This is a genomic window from Planktothrix paucivesiculata PCC 9631, from assembly GCF_900009265.2.
GTDB classification, from domain to species: Bacteria; Cyanobacteriota; Cyanobacteriia; order Cyanobacteriales; family Microcoleaceae; genus Planktothrix; species Planktothrix paucivesiculata.
On the sequence record NZ_LR735026.1, the window covers coordinates 613272 to 637441 of the forward strand.

The window sequence follows — 24170 nt, forward strand, 5'->3', positions numbered from 1 at the left end:
GGTGTGGGATTTTCTAAAAGAGTGAGTATCATGCGTTTATCTCCTGTATTAGTTGCGGTTTTTACTGCTTCAGCTACGTTTGGATTATCAAACTCTGCAAATGGTCAAACCGCCTATCCTGACTCTGAAAGTTCGCCCAGTTCTCAAGAAACTTTCGATCAGGTAGATCCGAGTTTACACCCCTCGGAAATTCATGAATCATCTTTTGCTGTTAATCAGATTATTCCCGCTACACCTAGTGATTCGGTTGAAAAAATAGTTTTAAATAAGACGAAATTCCCCTATTCCAATCTGGGTTTTTCCCTCGGTCAAGCGATGGGAAATCAGATTGACCTTTCTGGAGTTAATACGTCCGAAAATTTACCTGGATTTAATCCCTCTCAACCTCTGAGTAATAATGCTTTGGAGTTTCCGTTGAATCCTTCGGAATCAGAGGTTTTACAGGAACATTCTATTGTTAATCTGCAAACAAAAATAATTACTCTTAATAAAGGTAAAGCTAGGGAAGATTTAGAAAAATTAGCACAATTTCCGATCCAGGTTGCTCCTGAAACTAATTATTCTTCAAATTCGGCTATTATAGTCAATAAATCCGAAACTGAAAAAATCGGTAATTTTAGCTTTCCTGTAAGTAGAGAAGATGCGATCGCCTTTAACCCAAATTTACCAGAATCGAATGTATTTCAACCGAGTTTAAATAAAGATTCTGAGAAATTAGCCCAAGTATCAACAGAAGTTCCCGAATCTATTGCGAGTATAGAAATTACGAATTTCTCAAATTTGGGAATAATCCTGAATAAGTTGGAAACTGAAAAAATCGGTAATTTTAGCTTTCCTGTAAGCACAGAAGAAGCGATCGTCCTCAACTCCAGCTTACCAGAATCGAATGTATTTCAACCCAGTTTAAATAAAGATTCTGAGAAATTAGCCCAAGTATCTACGGAAGTTCCCGAATCTCTTGCGAGTATAGAAATTACGAATTTCTCAAATTTAGGAATAATCCTGAATAAATCGGAAACCGAAAAAATTGGTAATTTCAGCTTTCCTGTAAGTGGGGAAAATGCGATCGCCCTCAACCCAAATTTACCTGTTTCTAATATATTTGAACCCAGTTTAAATAAAGATTCTGAGAAAATTGCCCCAGTATCTACGGAAGTTCCTGAATCTATTGCGAGTATAGCAATTAATAATTTCTCAAATTTGGGAATAATCCTGAATAAATCGGAAACTGAAAAAATTGGTAATTTCAGCTTTCCTGTAAGCGAGGAAAATGCGATCACCCTCAACCCAAATTTACCTGTTTCTAATACATTTCAACCCAATTTAAACAAAGATTCTGAGAAATTAGCGCAATTTTCTCCGATCATTCCATTAAATATTGCTCAAGTAACACCCGAAACTATACCCCCAAATTCTGAAGTTCCAATACAACCCGAAACTCCCGCTACTATCCCGATTCCTACCACACCCGCACAATCTGAAACTGAAGTATTAGTCGCTGAAATTACTGTAACAGGAACCCAAGATCCACAATTAATTGAAAAAGTATATAGCGTTATTTCTACCCAACCCGGACGAACAACAACCCGGACTCAATTACAAAGAGATATTAATGCAATTTTCGCTACAGGTTTATTCCGAAATGTCAAAGCTCTCCCAGAAGATACCCCTTTAGGCGTGCGAGTCACGTTTGATGTAGAAGAAAACCCCCTGTTAAAACAAGTTATAATTGAAGGAGATACGGTTTTACCTGAAGAAATTATTAACGAAAGTTTCGGGGATCAATTTGATAAAACGATTAACTTAAATCAAATAGAAGCGGGAATTAAAAAAGTTAATCAATGGTATCAAGATAATGGCTACATTTTAGCACAAGTTGTTGCTGCTCCTCAAGTCACACAAGAAGGCGTCGTTACCCTAGAAGTCGCAGAAGGGGTAATTGAAAATATTGGAGTACGTTTTCTTAATAGCGATGGAGAAGCAATAGACGAAGAAGGAAAACCGATTTCGGGAAGAACCCGAGACTTTATTATCACCCGGGAAATTGAATTAAAACCTGGGGATGTATTTAACCAAAAAACAGCACAACGGGATTTAGCCCGGGTATTTGGTTTAGGAATTTTTGAAGATGTGCGCCTAGAATTAGAACCCGGAAAAGATAATCCTCGGGAGGCGGTAGTTATTGTTAATGTGATCGAAAAAACCACCGGATCACTCGCATTTGGGGGAGGAATTAGTTCCGCCGCCGGATTATTTGGAACCTTGAGTTATCAGGAAATTAACTTAGGCGGTAATAACCAACGCTTAGGTCTTGACTTAGAAGCGGGAAATCGGATATTTCAAATGGATTTAAGTTTTACTGATCCTTGGATTGCTGGTGATCCCTATCGCACATCCTATACCGTTAATGCCTTTAGACGTCGGACAATTTCCGTTGTTTTTGACAATGGCCCGCGAGAGGTCAACCTGGAAAATGGCGATCGCCCCCGGGTGGTGAGAACTGGAGGAGGGATTAGTTTTACCCGTCCGTTTGCGGATAATGTTTTCGCCGAACCCAATTGGGTCGCCTCCCTCGGATTCCAATATCAACGGGTGGAAATCACCGACTCCGATGGTCGAATTAACCGTACGGATCAATTTGGCAATCAACTGAGTTATAGCGGGAGTGGACAAGACGATTTATTCACCGTTCAATTCGGATTTGTTCAAGATCGCCGCAACAATAAACAACAACCCACCTCCGGCTATTTACTGCGTTTTGGTTCGGAACAATCCATACCCGTCGGTTCAGGTAGTATTTTAATGAATCGTTTGCGGGCTGGATATACCTTTTATGTTCCGGTGAAATTCCTCTCCGGTTTCATTCCTGAAGGCACTCAATCCCTGGCATTTAACTTCCAAGGGGGTACAGTCATCGGCAATTTACCCCCCTACGAATCCTTTCCTTTAGGGGGAACGACCTCGGTGCGCGGTTGGGAAGAAGGAGCGATCGCCTCAACTCGTAGTTTTATCCAAGCCTCCATTGAGTATCGTTTCCCTCTATTCTCTAGCTTTATTGGCGGTGCCCTATTTGTTGATGCGGCAACGGATTTAGGTTCCCAAGGGACAGTTCCCGGTTCTCCTGGAGGTGTTCGGGATAAACCCGGAAGCGGTCTAGGTTATGGGGTTGGTGTCCGTCTACAAACTCCTTTAGGGCCAGTTAGAATTGATTATGGGATTAATAATGACGGAGATAGTCGGATTCATTTCGGTTTGGGAGAACGCTTCTAATTGGGTTGAGAGATTTTTTTGAAAATATCCTGATTAGAACCAATAGCCCAGGAATAAGTAAGAGTAGATGCACCCTGATGGTTTTCCTTCAACTTTGGTTGAGGGAATTTTTTTTTGAGAATATCCCGAACAGAATCAATTTTCCAGGAAGAAACAAAAGTAGATGCACCCTGATGGTTTCCTTCAACTTCGGTTGGGGGAATTTTTTTTTGAGAATATCCTGAATAGAATCAATCTTCCAGGAAGAAACAAAAGTAGATGCACCCTGATGGTTTCCTTCAACTTCGGTTGGGGGAATTTTTTTTTGAGAATATCCTGAACAGAATCAATCTTCTAGGAAGAAACAAAAGTAGATGCACCCTGATGGTTTCCTTCAACTTCGGTTGGGGGAATTTTTTTTTGAGAATATCCTGAACAGAATCAAAGGTGGAAATTCAATGATGTTCAAAAATACTAGGAAATTGCAATAAATCTAAAGTAACTATCACAGGTAAACAGGAAAAACACTGTTGTGCAAGGTCTAAACGTTCTTCTCGCTCTAACATAGAAACCAACTTTTTCTGTACATTCAATAAATAGCGAACATCATTGGCGGCATAGTTTAATTGATTTTTCGATAAGTTAATCGCATTTCCCCAGTCGGAACTTTGGGAGGTTTTATCAAGTTCGACGTTTTCTAATTCCTGAACTAACTCTTTGAGTCCGTGTTTTCCGGTGTAAGTTCTAACTAATTTACTAGCAATTTTAGTACAGAAAATTGGATTAACTTCAATATCTAAATGATAACGAATAGTAGCAATATCAAATCGAGCAAAATGGAATACCTTCAGAATATTAGAAGTTTCAAAGAGTTTTTTTAAATTAGGGGCTTCTTTTTGACCTTTGGCAATTCTAATCGCACTCACTTGACCTTTAGGATCGCAAATTTGAATTAAGCATAGGCGATCGCGCCAAGGGACTAACCCCATGGTTTCCGTATCTACAGCTAAAGCATCGGCGGTTAGATATTCAGATAATAGGGCTTCCGAAATATCCCCATCACAAACTTGAAACTTAGACATATTATTTTAAAATAGTTTCAATCAATTTTACTCCATTTGTGATAATACAGCAATATAAGGTGAAAAACCTGGTTTCTTGTTCAGAAACGGGGGGTTTTGCATAAGTCCTACCTGTAAAAAACTGTAAAGATGACTCAATTCCTGACCATTACCCATTCGTAATTCGTAATTCGTAATTACCCATTACCCATGCCTAACTATTGTTTTCTCACAAAAATTTGAGTAAAATAATACTCTCCTTTAGCATTTCTAACAATACCCACTCCCGTAAAATCATAATTTCCCACCATATTCCGTTGATGACCCGGACTTTCTATCCATCCTTCAACAGCTTCTTTTCCGGGGTTAGAATAACCAGAATTAAAAGCTACATTCTCGCCAATTTCTCGCCACGGCGCAAACTGACGAATTTTTTGAAATCGAGCTTCTGAGCCGCCATGACCAAAGGCAACTTTACCGTTAGCCATGGCATAACTATGAATGCGGGACTGTTCACTAATATTTGGGTCAAGTTTTAATGGAGGTAAATTCTTGGATTTGCGATATTCATTGACCTGCTGATAAACCGAAAATTCCAATTGTTCAATGTTAGAAGGAGTTGAAGCTAAAATAGGTTTTACCTCTATTAATGGCTGAGAAGTTGAGTTGATTTCCGATAAAAATGTACATCCTCCCAATAATAAGACTATTCCCATGAACGGTAACTTATACATAGTTTATTCTGGCTATATTGTTGACGCGGTATCGTTGCGAGAGGTCTGGGAAATTGCGATCGCTTTTTTTGGCATACAGCACAAATTTTGATTTTTGTCAATATACCTTTTTGTCGCTTTCGGTTTTTGTCCCAAAATTCGTGCATCGTAGAGTCGTAAATTCGTCAAGATACCTTGATATTATAGGAAAGAATAAGGGTTTTAGCTTAATTTTTTGCTTTTAGACACAATAACTACTTGTACCCTAGATGAAGAACATCATTATGAACCTTACAACCCCTCCTCAAAACGTCATCGATTATTTTCAGATTATTTTGGATGCCATTGCATCGGGAAACTACGAGCTTTTTACAACAGTTGGTGATTCAAGCTACAAAGCGGGTATTACAAAACAAATGTTTGAGGGTGTTAGTGAGCAACTCGCTCCACGTATGGAAAAGGGATATTCAATTACTTATTTTGGTTATCTTAAACAAGGTGATTATCAGATCTATTTGTGGAAGCTGAGTTTTGAAGATGGTGGAGATGAATTTGTGACACGTATGACCATGAATGGAGATAAAGTTGCTGGGATTCTAATCACATGACACATCTGCTTAACATTGAGCTCTGACGGGCGATATTAAGATTCTTTTTGGAGTTGAACAGTCACAAGGTACACTGTGAGTAGCCATCAATCCCTTGCTGGTAAAAGCTTATGAAGTTCAATGTAACAATCGACTGATAAATCTCCTCTAGGTTCATAACTGATTTATCTATTGAAAATGACCGACAAAACTCTCCTAGATGAAATTGTTAATTGCTCCCATGCACAACAATGCCTAGGGGATTCTTCTGCTGAAAACCCTTGTCGTGCAATTGTTGAGTATCAAAATACCCTCAGCTTACAAAAATTCCAAGTTCCTGAACCGTGGAGTGGGCAAATAGAGAAAGCACCCATTCTCTTTCTCAGTTCCAATCCATCCATTGGTGGTGATGAGGTGTATCCTACTTGGGATTGGTCATCGAGAGAAGTCCATGATTATTTTAATCATCGTTTTGGAGGAGGAGATAAAACCTGGATTCTGGATGGGACAAAATCGTTGCGAACAGATGGAACCTATAGTCGCGCGACTCAATTTTGGGCAGCAGTTAGGCAACGTGCGATTGAACTTCTTCAACGGGATGTGATTCCAGGATTCGATTATGCGCTAACAGAAATTGTGCATTGTAAATCTCGTAACGAAAGCGGTGTGGAACAAGCGCAAGAGCAATGTGTACAAACCTATTTGAGAAGAATTTTAGAACTAGCAAAAGCAAGAGTGATAGTCGTCTTAGGAGCACGTGCAAGACAAGTGATTCAAAGGGAATTTGAAATTCCCCCAGAAAAATTGCTATCTGAATCGATTGAAATAGGGGGGAATCAAAGATTGTTTACCTTTCTTCCCCATCCAAATGCGCGAGGTGAGCGTTCTTTTGCTAAGTGTTTACAAAACGATGAACTTGAAAGGCTACGTGCTGCTTTGCGACAGAACCAATAATGTAGGCACAGATGCGGGCAGTCGAACAATATCCATGCACACCGAGTTAAAAGGTTATCGGTTAGAATTCAGAATTGTTTGTGGCGGGTGATGGGCAACGTCGGGCTGTTTTATCACTGAAATAAATAACGTTCTAATGTCACCCATCCTACAAACAATTTTGCTTTTATTGCTGAATTTAACTGTTAGGATGATTCAGGAATTTTTGCACGGTTTGTACATCTTTATCCCCCCGCCCTGAACAATTTAAAATAATTCGAGGACTGCCTTCTAATTGTGGGCAAAGGGTTTCTAAATAGGCGATCGCATGGGCGGTTTCCAAGGCGGGAATAATTCCTTCTAAACGGGATAACCGTTGAAACGCATCCAACGCTTGTTGGTCAGTCACACTATAATATTCTGCCCGACCCAAATCCTTTAAATAACTGTGTTCTGGGCCAACACCCGGATAATCTAAACCCGCACTAATCGAATGGGCCTCCATGATTTGGCCATCATCATCTTGTAATAGATAACTCATCGCCCCGTGTAACACTCCCACCCGGCCATGGGTGAGGGTAGCGGCGTGTTTCCCCGTTTCCACCCCTGACCCGGCGGCTTCAACCCCGATCAGACGCACAGAGGTTTCATTAACAAACTCATTAAACAGCCCCATGGCGTTAGATCCGCCTCCGATACAAGCTAACAAAATATCGGGTAAACCACCCCATTTTTCTGAACTTTGGGCGCGAGTTTCCACCCCGATCACGTGATGAAAGTCCCGCACCATCATCGGATAGGGGTGTGGCCCCGCAACGGAACCGAGAATATAATGGGTAGTTTCCACATTAGTTACCCAGTCGCGGATCGCTTCAGAAGTGGCATCCTTCAGGGTTCCGGTTCCCGCTTCCACCGGGCAAACCTCCGCCCCTAACAGGCGCATTCTAAACACATTCAGGGCTTGACGTTCCATGTCGTGAATGCCCATATAAATCACGCAGTCTAGGCCGTAGCGGGCGCAAACCGTCGCCGTGGCTACCCCGTGTTGACCCGCCCCGGTTTCGGCAATAATCCGCCGTTTGCCCATTTTCTTGGCTAACAGAGCTTGACCGAGGGCATTATTAATTTTATGGGCCCCCGTGTGGTTGAGGTCTTCCCGTTTTAGATAAATTTGCGGGCCTGTACCGTCGGGTTTAACATAGTATTGGGTGAGGCGTTCAGCGAAATACAGAGGGCTGGGTCGTCCCACATAATCCCGCAGCAGGCTTTGGAGTTCCGCTTGGAATTCAGGATCTTGACGATAATGGTTATAGGCCGTTTCCAGTTCCGCCAGGGCGGGCATTAAGGTCTCTGGGACATATTTGCCACCAAATTGTCCGAAGCGTCCGAGGGCGTCTGGGCGTTGTGTAGTGGCGGGTTTGGGGTTAGGAGGTAAGGGAGTGGTAGTCACGGCGAGTAGAAAATAATTAGTGAAGAACAATTTTATAATTATCGAACATTTCTGGATTAAGTTGAGAATAACTAACCTGAATCAACCCACCCGATCTCAATTTTTCGGTAACAATTGCCAAACCTTTAGGGTATCGTCAAAACTCCCACTCACTAAAGTATTGTTTTTAGGGTTGAATGCCACATTTACCCAAGCACGATGTCCTTTAAAGGTTCCGATTAGTCCTCCGTTTTCTGCCTGCCAGAGTTTGACGGTTCCAGCAAAATCTCCACTAGCTAGGGTTTGACCATCGGGACTAAAGGCAACGGACTGCACCTTATCCCCATGACCCAAAAGAATTTGCGCCGGGGTATTACTAAAATATTCCGACTCTAAGGCTTTTAAATGCCATAACTTAATGGAATGATCCCAACTTCCTGTGGCTAAACTTTGACCATCGGGACTAATCGCCACCGACCAAATTGCCTCGGAATGGGCTTTAAATGTCCGCAATAATTGTCCTGTGTGCCAGTTCCAAATATCCACAATCCCGCTACTACCGCCACTAACCAGGGTCTGATTATCTGCACTAAAAGCCAGGGACTGCACCTCCGTCCCATACCCGGGTAACGTCCTGACGGTTTTTCCGGTGGACATATCCCACAGCCGAATGGTTTGGTCACGTCCCACACTCGCCACCTGCTTTCCATTGGGACTAATGGCAACGGCATAAACCCATCCTTGATGACCATAGAGCATTTTTTTCTGACGGCCATTCCATAAATCCCAAACTAAAATCGTTTGATCACCACTACCACTCACTAAAGTCCGACCATCATCACTGATAGCTAAGGTTCCCACGGGTTGAGAATGTCCCAACAGCGTATTAATTAATCCGCCAGTTTCCGCATCAATAATCCGAATTGACCCGTCGGTATTCCCATAAACCACAAATTCACCATCGGGACTGACGGCCACCGACCACACCGGGCCGATATTCTGTACCAATGTCCGCATTGCTGGACTCGGTTGGGGGAGAATTGGGGTAAAAGTCTCTGGGGGGGAAACTGAAATATCGGGAATCTGATAAATGGGTTCTACGGGTTCGGAGGACAGTTGGGAAACGGGTTGGGGAAGCCTGGAACTCATGAATAGGGATAATATCGCTAAAGCTGCACCCCCCAAAGCGGTTAACGTCCATTGATGTTGGCTAACTTGGGGGAGTTTGACCGGAATTGGCCCGGATTTTAAATCTTGGATGACCTCGACCGCCGAAACATAGCGTTTAGTCGGGTCACGTTCAATTAGTCGATTCAAAATTCGAGTTAGGCGTTGACTAATGGGGGTTTTTAGATAATCTTTCCAGACCCAAGAATTAGTTTTAATATTCCATAAATCAAAAGGACTCATTTGAGTCAGTAGATGTAAACAAGTAACCCCTAAACTATAGAGATCATTTTTGGGGCTAACTTCTCCTTGTAGTTGTTCGGGGGAAATATATTCGGCTGAACCTTTTAGGGGATTAACTCCAGCAAAATCGACTAAAACCAATTGTTTTTTTATCGGCGAATTAGGATGAGAAACGGGACGACGAATAATATTTTCTGGTTTAATATCCCCATGAACTCTATTTTTATGGTGAATTGACTCCAGAATGGGCAGAATGGCACTCAGTAAATCCCAAATTTGCAGTTCTGAAAAAACGCCTTCTTGTTCAAGTTCTTCGGCTAAATTGCGTCCGGGGATATAATCTTGTACGAGATAACTATAGCTATTGTCTTCAAAACAGGCCAATAATTCAGGAAGGGCTGGATGTTGACTAATCTGGTCTAGGGTTTGGGTATATAGACGAAACTCCACACTCGCCTCGGGGAGAGAGCGGGGAGCATCCAGACATTGTTTAATCACACATCGCGGTTGAGTCGGTTTGTCCTCATCAATGGCCAAAAAGGTTCGGTGACAATGGCTTTGACCCAAAACTCCAATCATACGATAGCGGTGTTTGAGGCGCAGTTCCGACCCACAACTCTGACAGGTAATGGCGTGGGTCGGGTTCTGGGGGTTCTGACATTGGGGGTTGATGCAGTAACTCATAACCAGAATTTGTTAATATATTTTTCTATGATAAGTCTTTCTGAAACTTTAGGTTAATTCAGTCATCAGTTATCAGTCATCAGTTATCAGTTGTTAGTTTATTACCTGTTCCCTATTCCCTGTTCCCTGTTCCCTATTATTTAACATGGCTTTAATTCGTATTGTTCCATCTTGGGAAATTTCCGAAAATCAGATTACACCCGAGTCTGTTTTTATGAATCGTCGTAGGTTCATGAAAAGTTTAATTGGGGCGGGGTTAACAGCATCAGCACTTTCTTTAACCGGATGTCAAGCCACCTCAAAAACTGCAAACCCAGGTAATAATTTAGTCCAAGAGATTCCTGATTTTACCAAAAATCCTAATTTTGCTGAAGTTAATCGTCCCGTTACAGCCGAAGATGTAGCCACAAAATATAATAATTTTTATGAGTATGGCGGAACCAAATCAATTTGGCAAGCCGCCCAAGCCTTACCTTTAGAAGATTGGAAAGTTGAGGTTTCAGGATTAGTTAAAAATCCGACCACTTATGATTTAGAAGATCTTCAGAAAAAATTTCCCTTAGAAGAACGAATTTATCGCTTTCGTTGTGTCGAAGCCTGGGCAATGGTTGTGCCTTGGTTGGGATTTCCCATGCGGGCATTAATGGCGGCAGTTGAACCCAATTCTGATGCTAAATTTGTCCAGTTTACCTCTTTTTATGATCCTAAAATTACCACCGGGCCAGGATTTTGGGCGAATGGTTATCCCTGGCCCTATACTGAAGGATTACGCATCGAAGAAATGGCAAATGATTTAGCCTTTTTTGCCGTGGGAATGTATGGAAAAACCCTCCCGAAACAAAATGGTGCTCCTTTACGGATGGTGCTGCCTTGGAAATATGGATTTAAGGGGGCGAAATCCATTGTTAAAATTGAATTTTTGAAACAAAAACCCGCAACTTTTTGGAATACTTTAGCCCCAGATGAATATGGTTTTGAGGCGAATGTTAACCCCAGTAAACCCCATCCCCGTTGGTCACAAGCCACGGAACGAATTGTAAGTAGTAAGCCGAGTTTTTCTTGGAAAAAGCAACCGACTTTACCCTATAACGGTTATGGGGAATATGTGGCTAGTTTGTATTCTTAATCTCCATAGGTGGGGATAATTCATGAATTATCCCTATTCCCTATTTGTTAATTATTTTTTCAAATGCCCACAATGTTGTTTTAAACAGGTTTCTAACAGTTTTCTATCAAAAATAATCGGCAGAAAATGAATACTTTTGACTTCTCGAAAATAGAATAAAATTGGTACGGGAGTCCAAAAAATTTCCCAGTTTATCCAGTCTTGATAGGGGAACCGACGCAGCAATTTACCCGAACGATAAACGTCTAAATCTGTTGGAGTAAATTGTAGACGAATTAGGGCAGTTTGTACTAACAGAAATAGGGCAAAAATTGCGATCGCTAAACTCACCCATTTTTGAATTAAAAATAGGGGGAAAGCACTAATAAGTAATACCATCGAAATAATATAATTCGGAGGTAATTCAACAATATTAGCTGTTTGGGCCGTGGGGGTCGTTGTCATTGGTTATGCTTAAATCAAGATTACCCAAATTATAAAGGGTGCGTGCTGTATTAGTCTCCACACCCTAGGGAGAAATCGGGAGGTGAGCATTAACCCTTGATGGTGCTGCTCATACCTGGAAACATCATCCAAGACAGGAAGAAATCAATAATAAAAATCGATAATAGGGCGGTGACAACGGCGGTTGTTGCGGACTGACAGAGACCGTTTGCTCCTCCAGTTGTGGTGAGTGCCCAAGGGGTTCCAATAATGGCAATAGTCGCCTATAGTTGATTAATCTATTATCGTTACCAAAACTCTTTTTGAATTAGGTTAAATTCTTTCCATGGCAGATATTGTTGATATTGCTGTAAGTGCGGGTTCATTTACAACTCTGGTAGCTGCTGTTCAAGCAGCAGGTTTAGTGGAAGCATTAAAAAGTCCTGGCCCTTTTACTGTGTTTGCACCCAATGACGAAGCGTTTGCAAAACTTCCCCCAGGAACCGTACAAACCTTAGTTCAAAATCCACCGCAGTTAGCCAGAATTCTCAAATTTCATGTGGTTTCGGGGAAACTAACAAAAGCCGATTTAGAAAAATTGGGTTCTGTTACTTCCTTAGAAGGTTCACCAATTCCCATTAACTGTTCCGATGGTTTTGAGGTCAAAAATGCCACGGTACTCGCTCCCGATATTGAAGCAGATAATGGCATTATTCATGTCATTGATACCGTGATTTTAATGGGTTAATTGATTAGGAAAAATAACCACTAGGGGCGAGGTCTACTCGCCCAAAATATCAGTTTAAATTAATCAACTCATTCTACACCCACACCCAACTTAACGATAATCAGAGTTTTGAATATCTCTTAATCGTGCTTCAGGGCGTTTAAATCGATCTAATTGTGCTTCAAAAAATTGCCGATTTGCGATCAAATGTTTAGGATTTTGATCATCTAAAGGATAGAGTAAAGCCGTGCGTAACGCTTGAATCACCGCAGATGTGACACAATACATTGACCGTTGAAAACTATTCGCTAACTGAATCAACATATCATCCTCACCTCGACAATGTTTTTGATAATATTCAACTAAATAATTAGGCAAGAAATGTAACATATCTTGCATTAATAATGTGGGAGGAATTCCGGCTGTCCCAACGGGAAAAATATCAGCATAAAGAATCCCATAATGGAAATCATTTTGATCGTTAGGAACTTGTTTCGCTTGAGCATTATAAGATTTGGTTCCTCGGAAGGGAGATGTCCGATAAAACACGGCTTCAACGTAGGGTAATGCAGCCTCATATAACCACATAAACCCCTTAGATTTGGGGATAATTTCATAACATTCCCCCTCAATATAAACATGATGATAAATAGGCCGCCCAGCAATGGCAAAAATTCCATTAACCAGAAAATTCATCGCTTCAGGAACACTGGTAATTTTGCCTTCATCATAGAGATCACTCATTTCAAAAAATACAGGCGCCATCACTTCCCAGAATAATCCTAAATTACTATAATAGGACATCATTTTGACCTGTTCTAAGAATAAATCCGGGAATAGTTTATATAATCCCATCATCATCGGATTTTTCTTAAAATAGGCTTTAATCGCTTTATCAGCATTTGCTTTATATTCATCCGTATCTAAATAGGGATCAAATTGTCCCCCCATATCTCGATGCCAAAACATGGCTCGCATACAGGCTTCGGCAAATTCCATATTCACCCGGTCATGCCATAAATGATGCAATAATTTTGGCATTTTTGTGGTTTCACCCTTTTCTATAAAAGCTAATAATTCCGGGTGTGCTGTTGCTTCTCCTCGCCAAATTCTTAAATCGGCATCTTCCCCAGCATAATGATTATGCAGGTCTAAATAGTCTTGAGGAATAAAGTATTTTAAAAAGGGTAAAGGATTTAAAAATACCTGTTCTGCAATATACAGTAAATCCCGCCAATAGAAATCCATGGGTACTGCATAGGCTTTATAAATCCCGATAATTTGCATGAGGTTTTCTGGGGTATCGGGTAACATCGCCCCCCCAGCTTCTAAACGATGAATAATTTCGGAAAACTCATGGGTTGAGGGGGGTAATTTTGTTTGAGATAAAGTTGCCATTGTCATAATTTTTCCTGATTTTAATTGTTGATTTTAGTTGGGAATTAGAAACCGGGTTTCTGAAAAAAATCTTGATTTTATTGGCAAAATCTGAGGCAAAAACCAGGTTTCTTGGAGAGGTTGATTATTTAATTGCGATTTGGGTAGGAACAGATTGATTTAAGGCAATAACCATTGCTTGGGCGGTGGGTTCCATCCATCGAAATAACCAAGTAGGTTGTATACCCAGAATAAAAATTAATGCGGCTAAAATTAGTGCAGGAGCTTGTTCTGAAAAGGTTACTTTCGGGTAATAAGCTAATTTATTATCCAGTTTACCAAAACAAGTTCGGTTAAGGAGAATCACAAAATAAACAGCCGTTAAACCGGAGGCAATAATACACAATAAACTATGAATCGGGAAGACGGAAAATGTCCCTTGAAAGACGGGAAACTCGGCGACAAATCCTACTAAACCAGGGATACCAGCGCTCGCCATTCCTGCCATGATTAATAAAGAACTGGTTAAGGGTAAACCGCGAATTGGATTCATTAAACCATTGAGAATATTTAAGTCGCGGGTTCCCACTTTTTCTTCTACAATTCCGACTAATTGAAACAGAATTGCCAGGATTAAACCGTGAGCAACCATTTGAGCAATTGCCCCAATTAAGCTTAATTCATTCGCCGCCGCCGCCGCTACTAAAATATAACCCATGTGACCAATTGAACTATAGGCTACCATGCGTTTAATGTCCTGTTGGGCAATAGCGGTTAATGCTCCATATAACACACTAATTACCCCAATTGTTGCCAGGGTAGGGCTAATAACTTGCCACGCTTCAGGAAATAGTTGTAAACCAAACCGAATTAAACCATAAGCTCCTAATTTTGCTAAAATTCCTCCTAATAAAATGGTGACGGGGGCAGAAGATTCGACATAGGCATCGGGTAACCAAGTGTGCAGGGGAACTAGGGGAATTTTGATCCCAAATCCTAATAGTAAAATGGTGAGCAAAATTAACTGAGTTGTTAATTCAAAGTTCTGGGTTTGAATGGCAGAATAATCAAAACTTCCGACATCACTTAACCACGCCATGCCTAAAAATGCGGCTAGAATTAGAATCCCAGAAAGGGCTGTATAAATCAGAAATTTCATCCCCGCATAAGCGCGTTTTTCACCACCCCAGATGCTAATTAAAAGATAAATGGGGATTAATTCCAATTCATAGAATAAAACAAACAGGAGTAAATTTTGAGATAAAAAAGCACCAGCAATTGCCGCATTTACTAATAAAATCATGGCGTAATAGAGGCGAGGACGCTCCAGATTTCCGTGACTGCTGGCTATGACAATAAAGGTTAAAACTCCGCTTAACGCAATCAGGGGAAAGGATAACCCATCTATTCCTAAACTATAGGATAGTCCCAATTGGGGAATCCAAGCCAAATATTCTTGCAATTGAAAATTGGGATTAGTTAAATCAAAATCAAAGGCGAGTTTTACTGTCCAAATTAAAATCACGCCGGTTATGGCTAAGGCAACGGAACGAACTTGGGAAGCTGACAATTGTTTGGGCAAAAGTCCAATTAATAAAACTGCCAAAACTGGAAGAATAATTAAAGCACTCAACATAGGTTTAGGGTTTTAAAATCAGGGGTAATCTCAGGGATATTCAAGTTAACCAAAAATTTAGTTTCCAAACTTTATTTATCATAACTTACCAGGATTAAAAACGGTAAAAACCCAATATTTAAAGTTTGGATAAGGGAAATATAAATTATTGATTACACTCTCAGTAATTTTTGGGATGAAATTTCTATTCCCACAAAAATTTTAGGCAATTATCTTGACTTCTCCAGTCTCTAATTCATAAAAACCGCCGACGACATTTAATTTTTTATCGGTAATTAATTTAGAAATAACCGGAGAAGATTTTAAGCGTTTTATTTCCAGTTTCACATTAGCAATAACCGCTTCATCCCAAGTTTGTTTGCCTTTAATTGCAGGTTTAATTGCATCAATGATACTGCCAATTTTACCAGGTACAGCATTGCCTTCTAGCGTGGCTTTAACGGCTCCACATTTTTGATGCCCCAGAATTATGATGGTGTTAATTCCTAATTCTAAAGCTCCAAATTCAAGACTACCAATTTCTTCGGCGGTAACAACATTCCCCGCATTACGAACCACAAAAATATCGCCCAAACCTTGATCAAAAATAATCTCGGGTGCTACTCTGGAATCAGCACAGCCCAAAATAGCTGCAAAGGGTTTTTGACCTTCGGCCACTTCTTTGATGCGTTCTTGATGTTGGTTAGGATGTTTCTGTTTATGTTCCATAAACCGTTTGTTTCCTAAGATTAATCTTTCCAAAGCTACTTCCCTGGTTATTTCTTTGGGTTCACAACTAGAAGTTTCTCCGAGAGTTTTCTTTTTTTCTTGGTCTAAAAATTTCGTTGTTATTCCCGCCGTGAACAAGGCTGTTCCCACAATGCAAACACCATATTGTAATAAATGTCTACGGGTTGTATTGTAATCTTGGTTCATGTTGTTTTACCTGGTTAACGCCATGGAGTTAAAACTATCTCAAGCAAGTTTATCCCAGATTTACGGCAAAATAAGCCTGATTATAAACTTGCTGAGGGTAGCTTTAAGCCACAACTTTTACCATGCCGGTTTCTAAGTTATAGTAGCCTCCTGCTATTTTTAATTTCCCGTCTTTAATTAATTGGGAAATAACTGGAGAAGCCTGTAAACGACTAATTCCCAATTTAACATTAGCAATGGTCGATTCTTCTAAAGTTTGATTAGGTTTTATCGCCGGTTTGATGGCATCTAAAATGCTGGCAATTTGACCCGGAACTGCATTGCCCGCAATAGTAGCTTGAACCGCCCCACAACTTTGATGACCTATCACCATTAGGACTTTTGCTCCTAATACCAAGGTTCCAAATTCAAGACTACCAATTTCTTCAGGAGTGGCAATATTTCCGGCATTTCTAACGACAAATAAATCGCCAAAACCTTTATCAAAAATAATTTCCGATGGCACTCGAGAATCTGCACAACTGAGAATAGCGGCAAAGGGGGTTTGTCCTTTGGCAACTTCTTGAACTCTGGTCAGGGTTTGATTGGGACTTTTTCGTTTATTTTCGATAAACCGTCGATTTCCTTCTAAAAGTTGGTTTAACGCTTCATCGGGGGTGATATTATTTTGGGCAACCGCAGGCTGGGTTTTGAACCCACTGATTTTTGTTCCTAACCCCGCAGTTAAAGCCGCAGTTCCAGCCACTCCTGCACCAAATTTCAATAAATTCCGACGGGAAATGTTTAAGTTTTGTGGAGTTTTGTCCATGATTTTTATACCTTGAGTTGATTTGAATCTTCAGATAATTAATCCTTTGAATGGATTATAGATTAAAAGCAGAAACTCCTTTAAAATAAATTTAGGGTAAAAAATCCTAAAAGTAAGGTGACTCCCAAGATAATGGTCAAAGCATAAAATTGGGTTTGACCCGAAACATTGTATTTCAAACTTTGGCCACTAAACACAGTTGCTATGCCGACTAAATTCACAAATCCATCCACAATATAGCGGTCAATCCAATACATAGTATTAGAGATTAACCCCACGACAAAAATAATTGTGACTCGATACAGTTTTGCGGTGTAAAAATCGTAAGCAAAGAAATCTTGTAGACTTTGAGAGGGAAGTTTAACAGGTTTTTGCCAATTACTATTCCAATAAATTCCGGCACTAAGTCCCCATCCTAAAACTGTCGAGGTGATTAATAAACCTGCAACCGTTAGATTAATCGTTTCTGCTTGGGGTAATAAATTCCATTGTTTTAATAACAAGGGAGTATGTAAACAGAATCCGGCTAAAATCGTCATGGGTAATACCATTGCCCATAAAACTTCCGGGGAGCGGGTCGTCATTTGTTTGGGTTTTCCCGTAAAAATTAACCCAAATTCTCGGGTTAAACTAAAGACGGTTAAACCATTGACTAAAAACAGACATAGTGCAATAGCAGGTTGAGTATTCCAGAGGGTTTCTGCTAACTCTAATATTGTCCAAAAACCACCAAAGGGAGGAACAGCAACTAAGGAGGTCATTCCGACTAAAAAACACAATCCCGATATCGGACGCCGTGACCACAACCCGCCATATTGGGTTAAATCTTGGGTGATACTATTAACAATAATTCCCCCGGTGGTCATGACTAATAAAGCCATGGGTAAAGCATAGGTTAATAATAGAGAAAGAGCCGCTTGAGTTTGCCCAGTTCCCACCGCAATAAAGGTGATGCCCATATAGGCACTAACGGAATAGGAAAGGGCGCGTTTAATATCAATTTGAGCAATGGCAATACAACTGGCTCCTACGGAAGTTGCTAACCCAATAAATACCATGGTTGACATCACAAAGGGAGACAAGGCTAAAACGGGCTGCATTTTGACTAACACCCAAGCTCCAGAGGCAACTACCACAGAATTGCGTAAAATTGTACTGGGAAGTGGGCCTTCCATTGCTTCATCTAACCACAAATGCAGAGGAAATTGGGCGCATTTTCCTAGAGGCCCCGCTAATAATGCTAACCCTAATAGGGTGGCAACTTGGGGGTCAATTTGGGCAGTTTGTGACCATTGGGCTAATTCTGTAAAATTCCAAGTTCCCGCGAGGGGAAATAGGGCAACCACTCCCATTAATAGGAATAAATCTCCGACCCGTTTGGTTAAAAAAGCATCTCTAGCCCCGGTGACAACTAACGGTTGGTTAAACCATAATCCCACCAATAAATAGGTTCCTAAAGTAAGAATTTCTAGGATAATGTAACTGTAGAATAGGGAGTTACACAGGACTAACCCACATAACCCCGCTTCAAATAGGGCTAAGAGGGAATAGAATCGCGCCCAGCCCCAGTCCATTTCCATGTAACCGATAGCGTAAATTTGGGCGAGGAGATTTAACCCCGTAATCACTAAGGTGGCACCCACGGTGACAACAGAGATTTCTAAAGGAATCGAAAGGTTCAGGTCAACAACGCTAAACCACGGAATAATCAAGGCTTGGGGAGGCTGCCCCCAAATGGCAGTTAGGGCGAATAACCCATGGAAAAAAGCGAATAGGGTACTGATGATATTGACATAGCCAGCCGGACGGGGGCCAGTACGTCGAGTAATGGAGGGGAACCAGAGGGTAGATAACAAAGCTCCGATTAAGGGGTAGCAGGGTATCCACCAGATGGTTTTCAGAAGAAAATCAGCCATTGGTGTGACCTATTGATCAGTTTGCAGAAAGATTAAAGCGGTGTCCAACCCTATTTCTAGGGCTTTAGAGGGGGTTCAAGTCTCCTTGAGTTGCTTAAGTTATATAGATTTTTTACTGTTGAATGTAAACATACCATAGATATTAGTATATGAACACACCTACAAGCCTATCAATATAACAAATATTTCTCATATTCTAAATAATTTTTACTTATCAAAAGTTAATTTCATAGGAACTGAGTCAATAAATAATACAAAATAGTAGCTTTTGATCGGGCTATATTATAATAAGTTTTGTAGATAAAAGAATTAGATAAATAGTACCAAAATTGTAGAGAGTAGGGGAACTTTCATGGCTGCAACCCCAAAGGTTATTATTAACTCTTGAGCGTGCTTCCCATCCCTTGAAACATAATCCAAGACAGGAAAAAATCAATAATAAAAATCGATAATAGGGCGGTGACAACGGCCGTTGTTGTGGACTGACCCACACCTTTTGCCCCTCCAGTTGTCGTTAATCCCCAACTGGTTCCAATAATAGCAATAGCCGCCCCAAAAACTAAGCCTTTAATTAAGCCACTACAGACATCCCAAACTTGCAGGAAATTCCTGACTGAATCTAAAAAGACCGTTGAGGAAATATTGTACATAGTAGTAGAAATCAAGAGACCTCCCGCTAATCCCGTTACCAAACAAATAACAGTTAAAATCGGTAACATTGCACAACAAGCAATCACCCGGGGAATAACTAAATAATCTACCGGGTCAGTTTTCAACATATATAAGGCATCAATTTGTTCCGTGACCCGCATCGTGCCAATTTCGGCCGCAAAAGCCGAACACACCCGCCCCGCCACAATCACCGCAGTTAATACCGGGCTCAGTTCCCGGGCTAGGGACAGGGCCAGAACTCCCCCGACAATATTCACAGCCCCCAAAGCCACAAATTCCCGCGCCACCTGAATTGTAAACACCATCCCCACAAAACTAGCCGTGAGCAAAGCAATCATTAAGGATTCTGGGCCAACTATCACCATTTGTTCCAAAGTGTTACGACGGTGAATTTTACCCTGGAGTAAATGCACCACCACTTGACCCGCTAATAATAGGGCGGCAATAAATCGCTGTAGCCAAAGTCCAAAGCTGGAACGAGTTTTAGAATTGCTCAAGGGAATAAGAATGGGATAAAGTTCAACGGAAAACTACAAATATACAAATCTTCAACAAGATTTATAACGCATAAAGTTTAATTTTTTTGACTTTATATTTAAGATTTCTCACAGATTCGATTAAAAGGTGCGATTGCTCCTATCTTAGAAATTAATAACCTAGATTTTCCGTGTTCGCCTATCTAAGTGAGGTCAACGGAACTAACCAACAAGCTGAAGATAGCCAATCTGCTTTGGACAAATTTATGAGTATTTTGCCCCATTTTCTTCGTTCTTTGCTACTAGCAATCACCTTTAGTTTTATTGCCCCGCTATTATTGATTGCAGTAGGATTAATCACCTTTGTCCTGATGAGTCACCTCCCGGTCATCCAAAATTTGGGGGCGTTAGGGTGTAACCAAATGCTCAAATTTCTCGCCACGTTTGGTAATGGACATCCCTTGCAGGGCTGTTTAGTTATTGCCCTAACCTGTAGTTTAGTGGGCGGGTTATTCGATACTTATGCTTGTTGTCAAAACCTCCGTAGTAATTAAATTAAATACCTTAATCTTATTTATAATATTAAACTGGTTAAGTCTATAAGTCAAAAATCCCTATCGTTATGATATAATCTCATAGTTTTAGCTTATGAAAAAATTGATCAACATAATTTAAGAACAAGTCAGTATTTAAGAACAAGTCAGTGGGATGTTTTTGTTTATGTTCCATAAACCGTTGATTTCCTAATATCAACGTTTCTAAAGTAATTTCTTTATCGCCAGTTTAATTGAATATAAAACACTCAAGAGCAGTATTTATAATATAAATACTGCTCAGTGTAGAGAGATGAAATGCAGTTCAGAAACACTGAAGATTGCAGAGAAACTGGAGTAGTAAATAAAAATGAGGTCAAGCCCTCGGTCTGTTAGTGTGTCTCGGCTACATCCATCGCTGGACTTCGACCTAACACCTATAAACGGGTGTTCTGCCCGTGACCTTACCCACAAAAAGTGGTGAGAGCAATCATCTTGAGGTGGGCTTCCCACTTAGATGCTTTCAGCGGTTATCCACTCCGCACATAGCTACCCTGCGTTTACCGTTGGCACGATAACAGGTACACCAGCGGTGCGTCCTTCCCGGTCCTCTCGTACTAGGGAAGGCTCCTCTCAATGCTCTTGCGCCTGCACCGGATATGGACCGAACTGTCTCACGACGTTCTGAACCCAGCTCACGTACCGCTTTAATGGGCGAACAGCCCAACCCTTGGGACGTACTTCCGCCCCAGGTTGCGATGAGCCGACATCGAGGTGCCAAACCTCCCCGTCGATGTGAACTCTTGGGGGAGATCAGCCTGTTATCCCTAGAGTAACTTTTATCCGTTGAGCGACGGCCTTTCCACACAGTACCGTCGGATCACTAAGGCCGTGTTTCCACCCTGTTCGACTTGTAGGTCTCACAGTCAAGCTCCCTTATGCCTTTACACTCTGCGAATGATTTCCAACCATTCTGAGGGAACCTTTGCGCGCCTCCGTTACCTTTTAGGAGGCGACCGCCCCAGTCAAACTGCCCCCCTGAAACTGTCTTCAACCCGGATTCACGGGTTAGAGTTAGAATTCTAGCTCTACTAGAGTGGTATCTCACCGATGGCTCCATCATCCCCACAAGGATGACTTCAAAGCCTCCCACCTATACTGCGCAAGCAAAGCCCGAACCCAATTCCAGGATACAGTAAAGCTTCATAGGGTCTTTCTGTCCAGGTGCAGGTAGTCCGTATCTTCACAGACAATTCTATTTCGCCGAGTCTCTCTCCGAGACAGTGCCCAGATCGTTACGCCTTTCGTGCGGGTCGGAACTTACCCGACAAGGAATTTCGCTACCTTAGGACCGTTATAGTTACGGCCGCCGTTCACCGGGGCTTCAGTCATCAGCTTTAGCTTGCGCCTGACCGACTTCCTTAACCTTCCGGCACTGGGCAGGCGTCAGCCCCCATACTTCCTCTTACGAGTTGGCGGAGACCTGTGTTTTTGGTAAACAGTCGCCTGGGCCTCTTCACTGCGGCTTACTTGCGTAAGCACTCCTTCTCCCGAAGTTACGGAGCCATTTTGCCGAGTTCCTTAGAGAGAGTTATCTCGCGCCCCTGAGTTTTCTCAACCTCCCTACCTGTGTCGGTTTCGGGTACAGGCGTTGGTAAATTAACGGTTTTAGGGCTTTTCTTGGAAGCTTGATGCTCTCTACTTCCCCTTCGTAAAGGGTCGGACTCCCGCCTTAGCTCAGTCTGTTTTCGCCAGACCTCAACACCTCGTACGGTTGCACCGGTAACCATCATCCGGCTAGCACACACCTTCTCCGTTCCCCTGACCAATTTACCCACGGTACGGGACTATTCGCCCGTTGTCCATCGACTACGCTCTTCAGCCTCGCCTTAGGCCCTGACTCACCCTCCGCGGACGAGCCGTGCGGAGGAACCCTTAGGGTTTCGGGGTGTAGGATTCTCACCTACATTTTCGCTACTCAAGCCGACATTCTCACTTCTGGTTCGTCCACACCTGCTTCCGCTAGTGCTTCTCCCTACGCCAGAACGCTCCCCTACCAATACAATAAATCATATTCCACAGCTTCGGTACACCACTTAGCCCCGTTCATTTTCGGCGCAGGAACGCTTGACCAGTGAGCTATTACGCACTCTTTTAAGGTTGGCTGCTTCTAGGCAAACCTCCTGGTTGTCACGGCATTCCCACCTCCTTTCTCACTTAGTGGTGATTTGGGGACCTTAGCTGGTGGTCTGGGCTGTTTCCCTCTTGACGATGGAGCTTATCCCCCACCGTCTGACTGGTTGCTCTTCCTCTGGGTATTCAGAGTTTGTCTCGATTTGGTACCGCTCTCGCAGCCCGCACCGAAACAGTGCTTTACCCCCCAGATTTTTCCGCAACCGCTGTGCCTCAACACATTTCGGGGAGAACCAGCTAGCTCCGGGTTCGATTGGCATTTCACCCCTAACCACACCTCATCCGCCGATTTTTCAACATCGGTCGGTTCGGACCTTCAATTGGTTTTACCCAAGCTTCATCCTGGACATGGTTAGATCACCCGGGTTCGGGTCTAAAAACAATGACGACTTCGCCCTCTTCAGACTCGCTTTCGCTTGGGCTGCGACATTTTCTGTCTTAACCTGCCATTGCCTTTAACTCGCCGGCTCATGCTTCAACAGGCACGCGGTCATCCGTTAAATCGGACTCCCACTGCTTGTAAGCTGACGGTTTCAGGTTCTATTTCACTCCCCTTCCGGGGTTCTTTTCACCTTTCCCTCACGGTACTGTTTCTCTATCGGTCACACAGGAGTATTTAGCCTTACCTCGTGGTCGAGGCGGATTCACACGGACTTTCACGGGCTCCGTGCTACTCGGGATTCAGCTAGGCTCTTTGAGTTTTCGACTACAGGACTTTCACCTTCTCTGGTGCAGGTTTCATCTGCTTTGTCTAACTCTCTAAGTCCAGTGTCGCTGTCCCACTACCCCAATCGGTAAACCGACTGGTTTAGGCTGTTTCCCTTTCGCTCACCACTACTCGGGAAATCGCTTTTGCTTTCTTTTCCTCGGGCTACTAAGATGTTTCAGTTCGCCCGGTTCGCTCATGCCCACCTATTTGATTCAGTGGGCTGTTTTTGGGTTGCCCCATTCGGACACCTCCGGCTCGTCGCTCGCTTCCAGCTCCCCGGAGTTTATCGTCGGTCGCCACGTCCTTCTTCGCCTCTGTGTGCCAAGGTTTCCACCGTCAGCCCTTTCTATCTTGACCACTTTCTCTTTTTTCGAGAATTTCTGTTCTTGTTTGGTTAGTTCTCTCCACCTAGGGTTAGTTTCCTTTCCTTCGGCTGGGAGTTCTAACTACGAACTACTGCCAGTTTTTGTTTCTCTGCAATTTTCAAGGTTCTGTCTGGACTTGCTAGTCCAGCATTCTGGCTTCTTTTTTATTTACAGAAGCTAGGTGCTGAATTGTCCTAGGTTTTGAACCGGACTTCGGAGTTTGAAAGC

17 protein-coding genes, 1 rRNA gene and 1 pseudogene are annotated in these 24170 nt (G+C 42.1%); 6 read left to right on the forward strand and 13 right to left on the reverse strand.

Annotated elements, in window-relative coordinates:
* Nucleotides 1-30 precede the first annotated feature (30 nt).
* Nucleotides 31-3270: a BamA/TamA family outer membrane protein gene (locus PL9631_RS23310; protein ID WP_083624082.1), complete on the forward strand. Its 3240-nt coding sequence runs from the start codon at nt 31-33 to the stop codon at nt 3268-3270.
* 434 nt (nt 3271-3704) lie between these two features.
* Here PL9631_RS23310 and PL9631_RS23315 read toward each other — a convergent pair whose 3' ends face one another.
* Nucleotides 3705-4331 (reverse strand): ribonuclease H-like domain-containing protein, encoded by a 627-nt coding sequence (locus PL9631_RS23315; RefSeq protein ID WP_083624084.1) that lies wholly within the window; start codon nt 4329-4331, stop codon nt 3705-3707.
* Nucleotides 4332-4528: 197 nt separating this feature from the next.
* Complete coding sequence (locus PL9631_RS23320; RefSeq protein ID WP_083624086.1) at nt 4529-5044, reverse strand: CAP domain-containing protein; 516 nt, start codon at nt 5042-5044, stop codon at nt 4529-4531.
* Nucleotides 5045-5307: 263 nt separating this feature from the next.
* On the opposite strand from PL9631_RS23320, the gene PL9631_RS23325 reads away from it, so the two are divergent.
* A complete protein-coding gene (locus PL9631_RS23325; RefSeq protein ID WP_083624088.1) occupies nt 5308-5631 on the forward strand; it encodes a hypothetical protein in 324 nt (107 codons plus the stop codon).
* A 177-nt stretch (nt 5632-5808) separates the two neighbouring features.
* Nucleotides 5809-6564, forward strand: coding sequence for a uracil-DNA glycosylase family protein (locus PL9631_RS23330; protein ID WP_083624090.1), 756 nt, complete (start codon nt 5809-5811; stop codon nt 6562-6564).
* Nucleotides 6565-6742: 178 nt separating this feature from the next.
* Here the strand turns inward: PL9631_RS23330 and trpB are convergent, their stop codons facing one another.
* Nucleotides 6743-7993: a tryptophan synthase subunit beta gene (trpB, locus tag PL9631_RS23335; protein WP_083624092.1), complete on the reverse strand. Its 1251-nt coding sequence runs from the start codon at nt 7991-7993 to the stop codon at nt 6743-6745.
* Between the two features lie 96 nt (nt 7994-8089).
* Complete coding sequence (locus PL9631_RS23340) at nt 8090-10066, reverse strand: serine/threonine-protein kinase (protein WP_083624094.1); 1977 nt, start codon at nt 10064-10066, stop codon at nt 8090-8092.
* Between the two features lie 145 nt (nt 10067-10211).
* Between PL9631_RS23340 and msrP the strand changes: the two genes are divergently transcribed.
* Entirely contained in the window at nt 10212-11192 is a 981-nt protein-coding gene (msrP, locus tag PL9631_RS23345) for a protein-methionine-sulfoxide reductase catalytic subunit MsrP (RefSeq protein WP_083624095.1), read from the forward strand.
* Between the two features lie 51 nt (nt 11193-11243).
* Here msrP and PL9631_RS23350 read toward each other — a convergent pair whose 3' ends face one another.
* Together PL9631_RS23350 and PL9631_RS23355 are read right to left on the reverse strand one after the other, a co-directional pair.
* A complete protein-coding gene (locus tag PL9631_RS23350) occupies nt 11244-11636 on the reverse strand; it encodes a DUF3119 family protein (RefSeq protein ID WP_083624097.1) in 393 nt (130 codons plus the stop codon).
* An 89-nt stretch (nt 11637-11725) separates the two neighbouring features.
* Nucleotides 11726-11893: pseudogene (locus PL9631_RS23355) on the reverse strand (ABC transporter permease); the annotation flags it as partial.
* 68 nt (nt 11894-11961) lie between these two features.
* Between PL9631_RS23355 and PL9631_RS23360 the strand changes: the two are divergent.
* Nucleotides 11962-12363 carry a fasciclin domain-containing protein gene (locus tag PL9631_RS23360; protein WP_026794219.1) on the forward strand — a complete coding sequence of 134 codons (402 nt, stop codon included), beginning with the start codon at nt 11962-11964 and terminating at the stop codon, nt 12361-12363.
* Nucleotides 12364-12453: 90 nt separating this feature from the next.
* Here PL9631_RS23360 and PL9631_RS23365 read toward each other — a convergent pair whose 3' ends face one another.
* The 6 genes from PL9631_RS23365 to PL9631_RS23390 form a co-directional block, all read right to left on the reverse strand.
* Entirely contained in the window at nt 12454-13740 is a 1287-nt protein-coding gene (locus PL9631_RS23365; RefSeq protein ID WP_331281287.1) for a CO2 hydration protein, read from the reverse strand.
* Between the two features lie 124 nt (nt 13741-13864).
* On the reverse strand, nt 13865-15355 hold the full coding sequence (locus tag PL9631_RS23370) for an NADH-quinone oxidoreductase subunit M (RefSeq protein ID WP_083624101.1): 1491 nt from the start codon (nt 15353-15355) through the stop codon (nt 13865-13867).
* Between the two features lie 201 nt (nt 15356-15556).
* A complete protein-coding gene (locus PL9631_RS23375) occupies nt 15557-16270 on the reverse strand; it encodes a carbonic anhydrase (protein ID WP_083624103.1) in 714 nt (237 codons plus the stop codon).
* A gap of 103 nt (nt 16271-16373) precedes the next feature.
* The gene (locus PL9631_RS23380) at nt 16374-17078 is read right to left on the reverse strand and encodes a carbonic anhydrase (RefSeq protein WP_083624105.1); all 705 of its coding nucleotides are present in this window, start codon (nt 17076-17078) and stop codon (nt 16374-16376) included.
* A gap of 80 nt (nt 17079-17158) precedes the next feature.
* Nucleotides 17159-18994, reverse strand: coding sequence for an NAD(P)H-quinone oxidoreductase subunit F (locus PL9631_RS23385; RefSeq protein ID WP_083624106.1), 1836 nt, complete (start codon nt 18992-18994; stop codon nt 17159-17161).
* A gap of 377 nt (nt 18995-19371) precedes the next feature.
* A complete protein-coding gene (locus tag PL9631_RS23390; RefSeq protein WP_083624108.1) occupies nt 19372-20163 on the reverse strand; it encodes an MlaE family lipid ABC transporter permease subunit in 792 nt (263 codons plus the stop codon).
* A 170-nt stretch (nt 20164-20333) separates the two neighbouring features.
* On the opposite strand from PL9631_RS23390, the gene PL9631_RS23395 reads away from it, so the two are divergent.
* Complete coding sequence (locus PL9631_RS23395) at nt 20334-20696, forward strand: hypothetical protein (RefSeq protein WP_331281288.1); 363 nt, start codon at nt 20334-20336, stop codon at nt 20694-20696.
* Nucleotides 20697-21047: 351 nt separating this feature from the next.
* Here PL9631_RS23395 and PL9631_RS23400 read toward each other — a convergent pair.
* Nucleotides 21048-23934, reverse strand: a 23S ribosomal RNA gene (locus tag PL9631_RS23400).
* Nucleotides 23935-24170: the final 236 nt, after the last annotated feature.

Bases quoted from the DNA above. Each gene is read 5' to 3' on its own strand.
- PL9631_RS23340 (WP_083624094.1), bottom strand. From the start codon at position 10,066: ATGAGTTACTGCATCAACCCCCAATGTCAGAACCCCCAGAACCCGACC.
- PL9631_RS23365 (WP_331281287.1), bottom strand. From the start codon at position 13,740: ATGGCAACTTTATCTCAAACAAAATTACCCCCCTCAACCCATGAGTTT.
- PL9631_RS23370 (WP_083624101.1), bottom strand. From the start codon at position 15,355: ATGTTGAGTGCTTTAATTATTCTTCCAGTTTTGGCAGTTTTATTAATT.
- msrP (WP_083624095.1), top strand. From the start codon at position 10,212: ATGGCTTTAATTCGTATTGTTCCATCTTGGGAAATTTCCGAAAATCAG.
- PL9631_RS23360 (WP_026794219.1), top strand. From the start codon at position 11,962: ATGGCAGATATTGTTGATATTGCTGTAAGTGCGGGTTCATTTACAACT.
- PL9631_RS23385 (WP_083624106.1), bottom strand. From the start codon at position 18,994: ATGGCTGATTTTCTTCTGAAAACCATCTGGTGGATACCCTGCTACCCC.
- PL9631_RS23350 (WP_083624097.1), bottom strand. From the start codon at position 11,636: ATGACAACGACCCCCACGGCCCAAACAGCTAATATTGTTGAATTACCT.
- PL9631_RS23330 (WP_083624090.1), top strand. From the start codon at position 5,809: ATGACCGACAAAACTCTCCTAGATGAAATTGTTAATTGCTCCCATGCA.
- PL9631_RS23315 (WP_083624084.1), bottom strand. From the start codon at position 4,331: ATGTCTAAGTTTCAAGTTTGTGATGGGGATATTTCGGAAGCCCTATTA.
- PL9631_RS23380 (WP_083624105.1), bottom strand. From the start codon at position 17,078: ATGGACAAAACTCCACAAAACTTAAACATTTCCCGTCGGAATTTATTG.
- PL9631_RS23320 (WP_083624086.1), bottom strand. From the start codon at position 5,044: ATGTATAAGTTACCGTTCATGGGAATAGTCTTATTATTGGGAGGATGT.
- PL9631_RS23375 (WP_083624103.1), bottom strand. From the start codon at position 16,270: ATGAACCAAGATTACAATACAACCCGTAGACATTTATTACAATATGGT.
- PL9631_RS23325 (WP_083624088.1), top strand. From the start codon at position 5,308: ATGAACCTTACAACCCCTCCTCAAAACGTCATCGATTATTTTCAGATT.
- PL9631_RS23310 (WP_083624082.1), top strand. From the start codon at position 31: ATGCGTTTATCTCCTGTATTAGTTGCGGTTTTTACTGCTTCAGCTACG.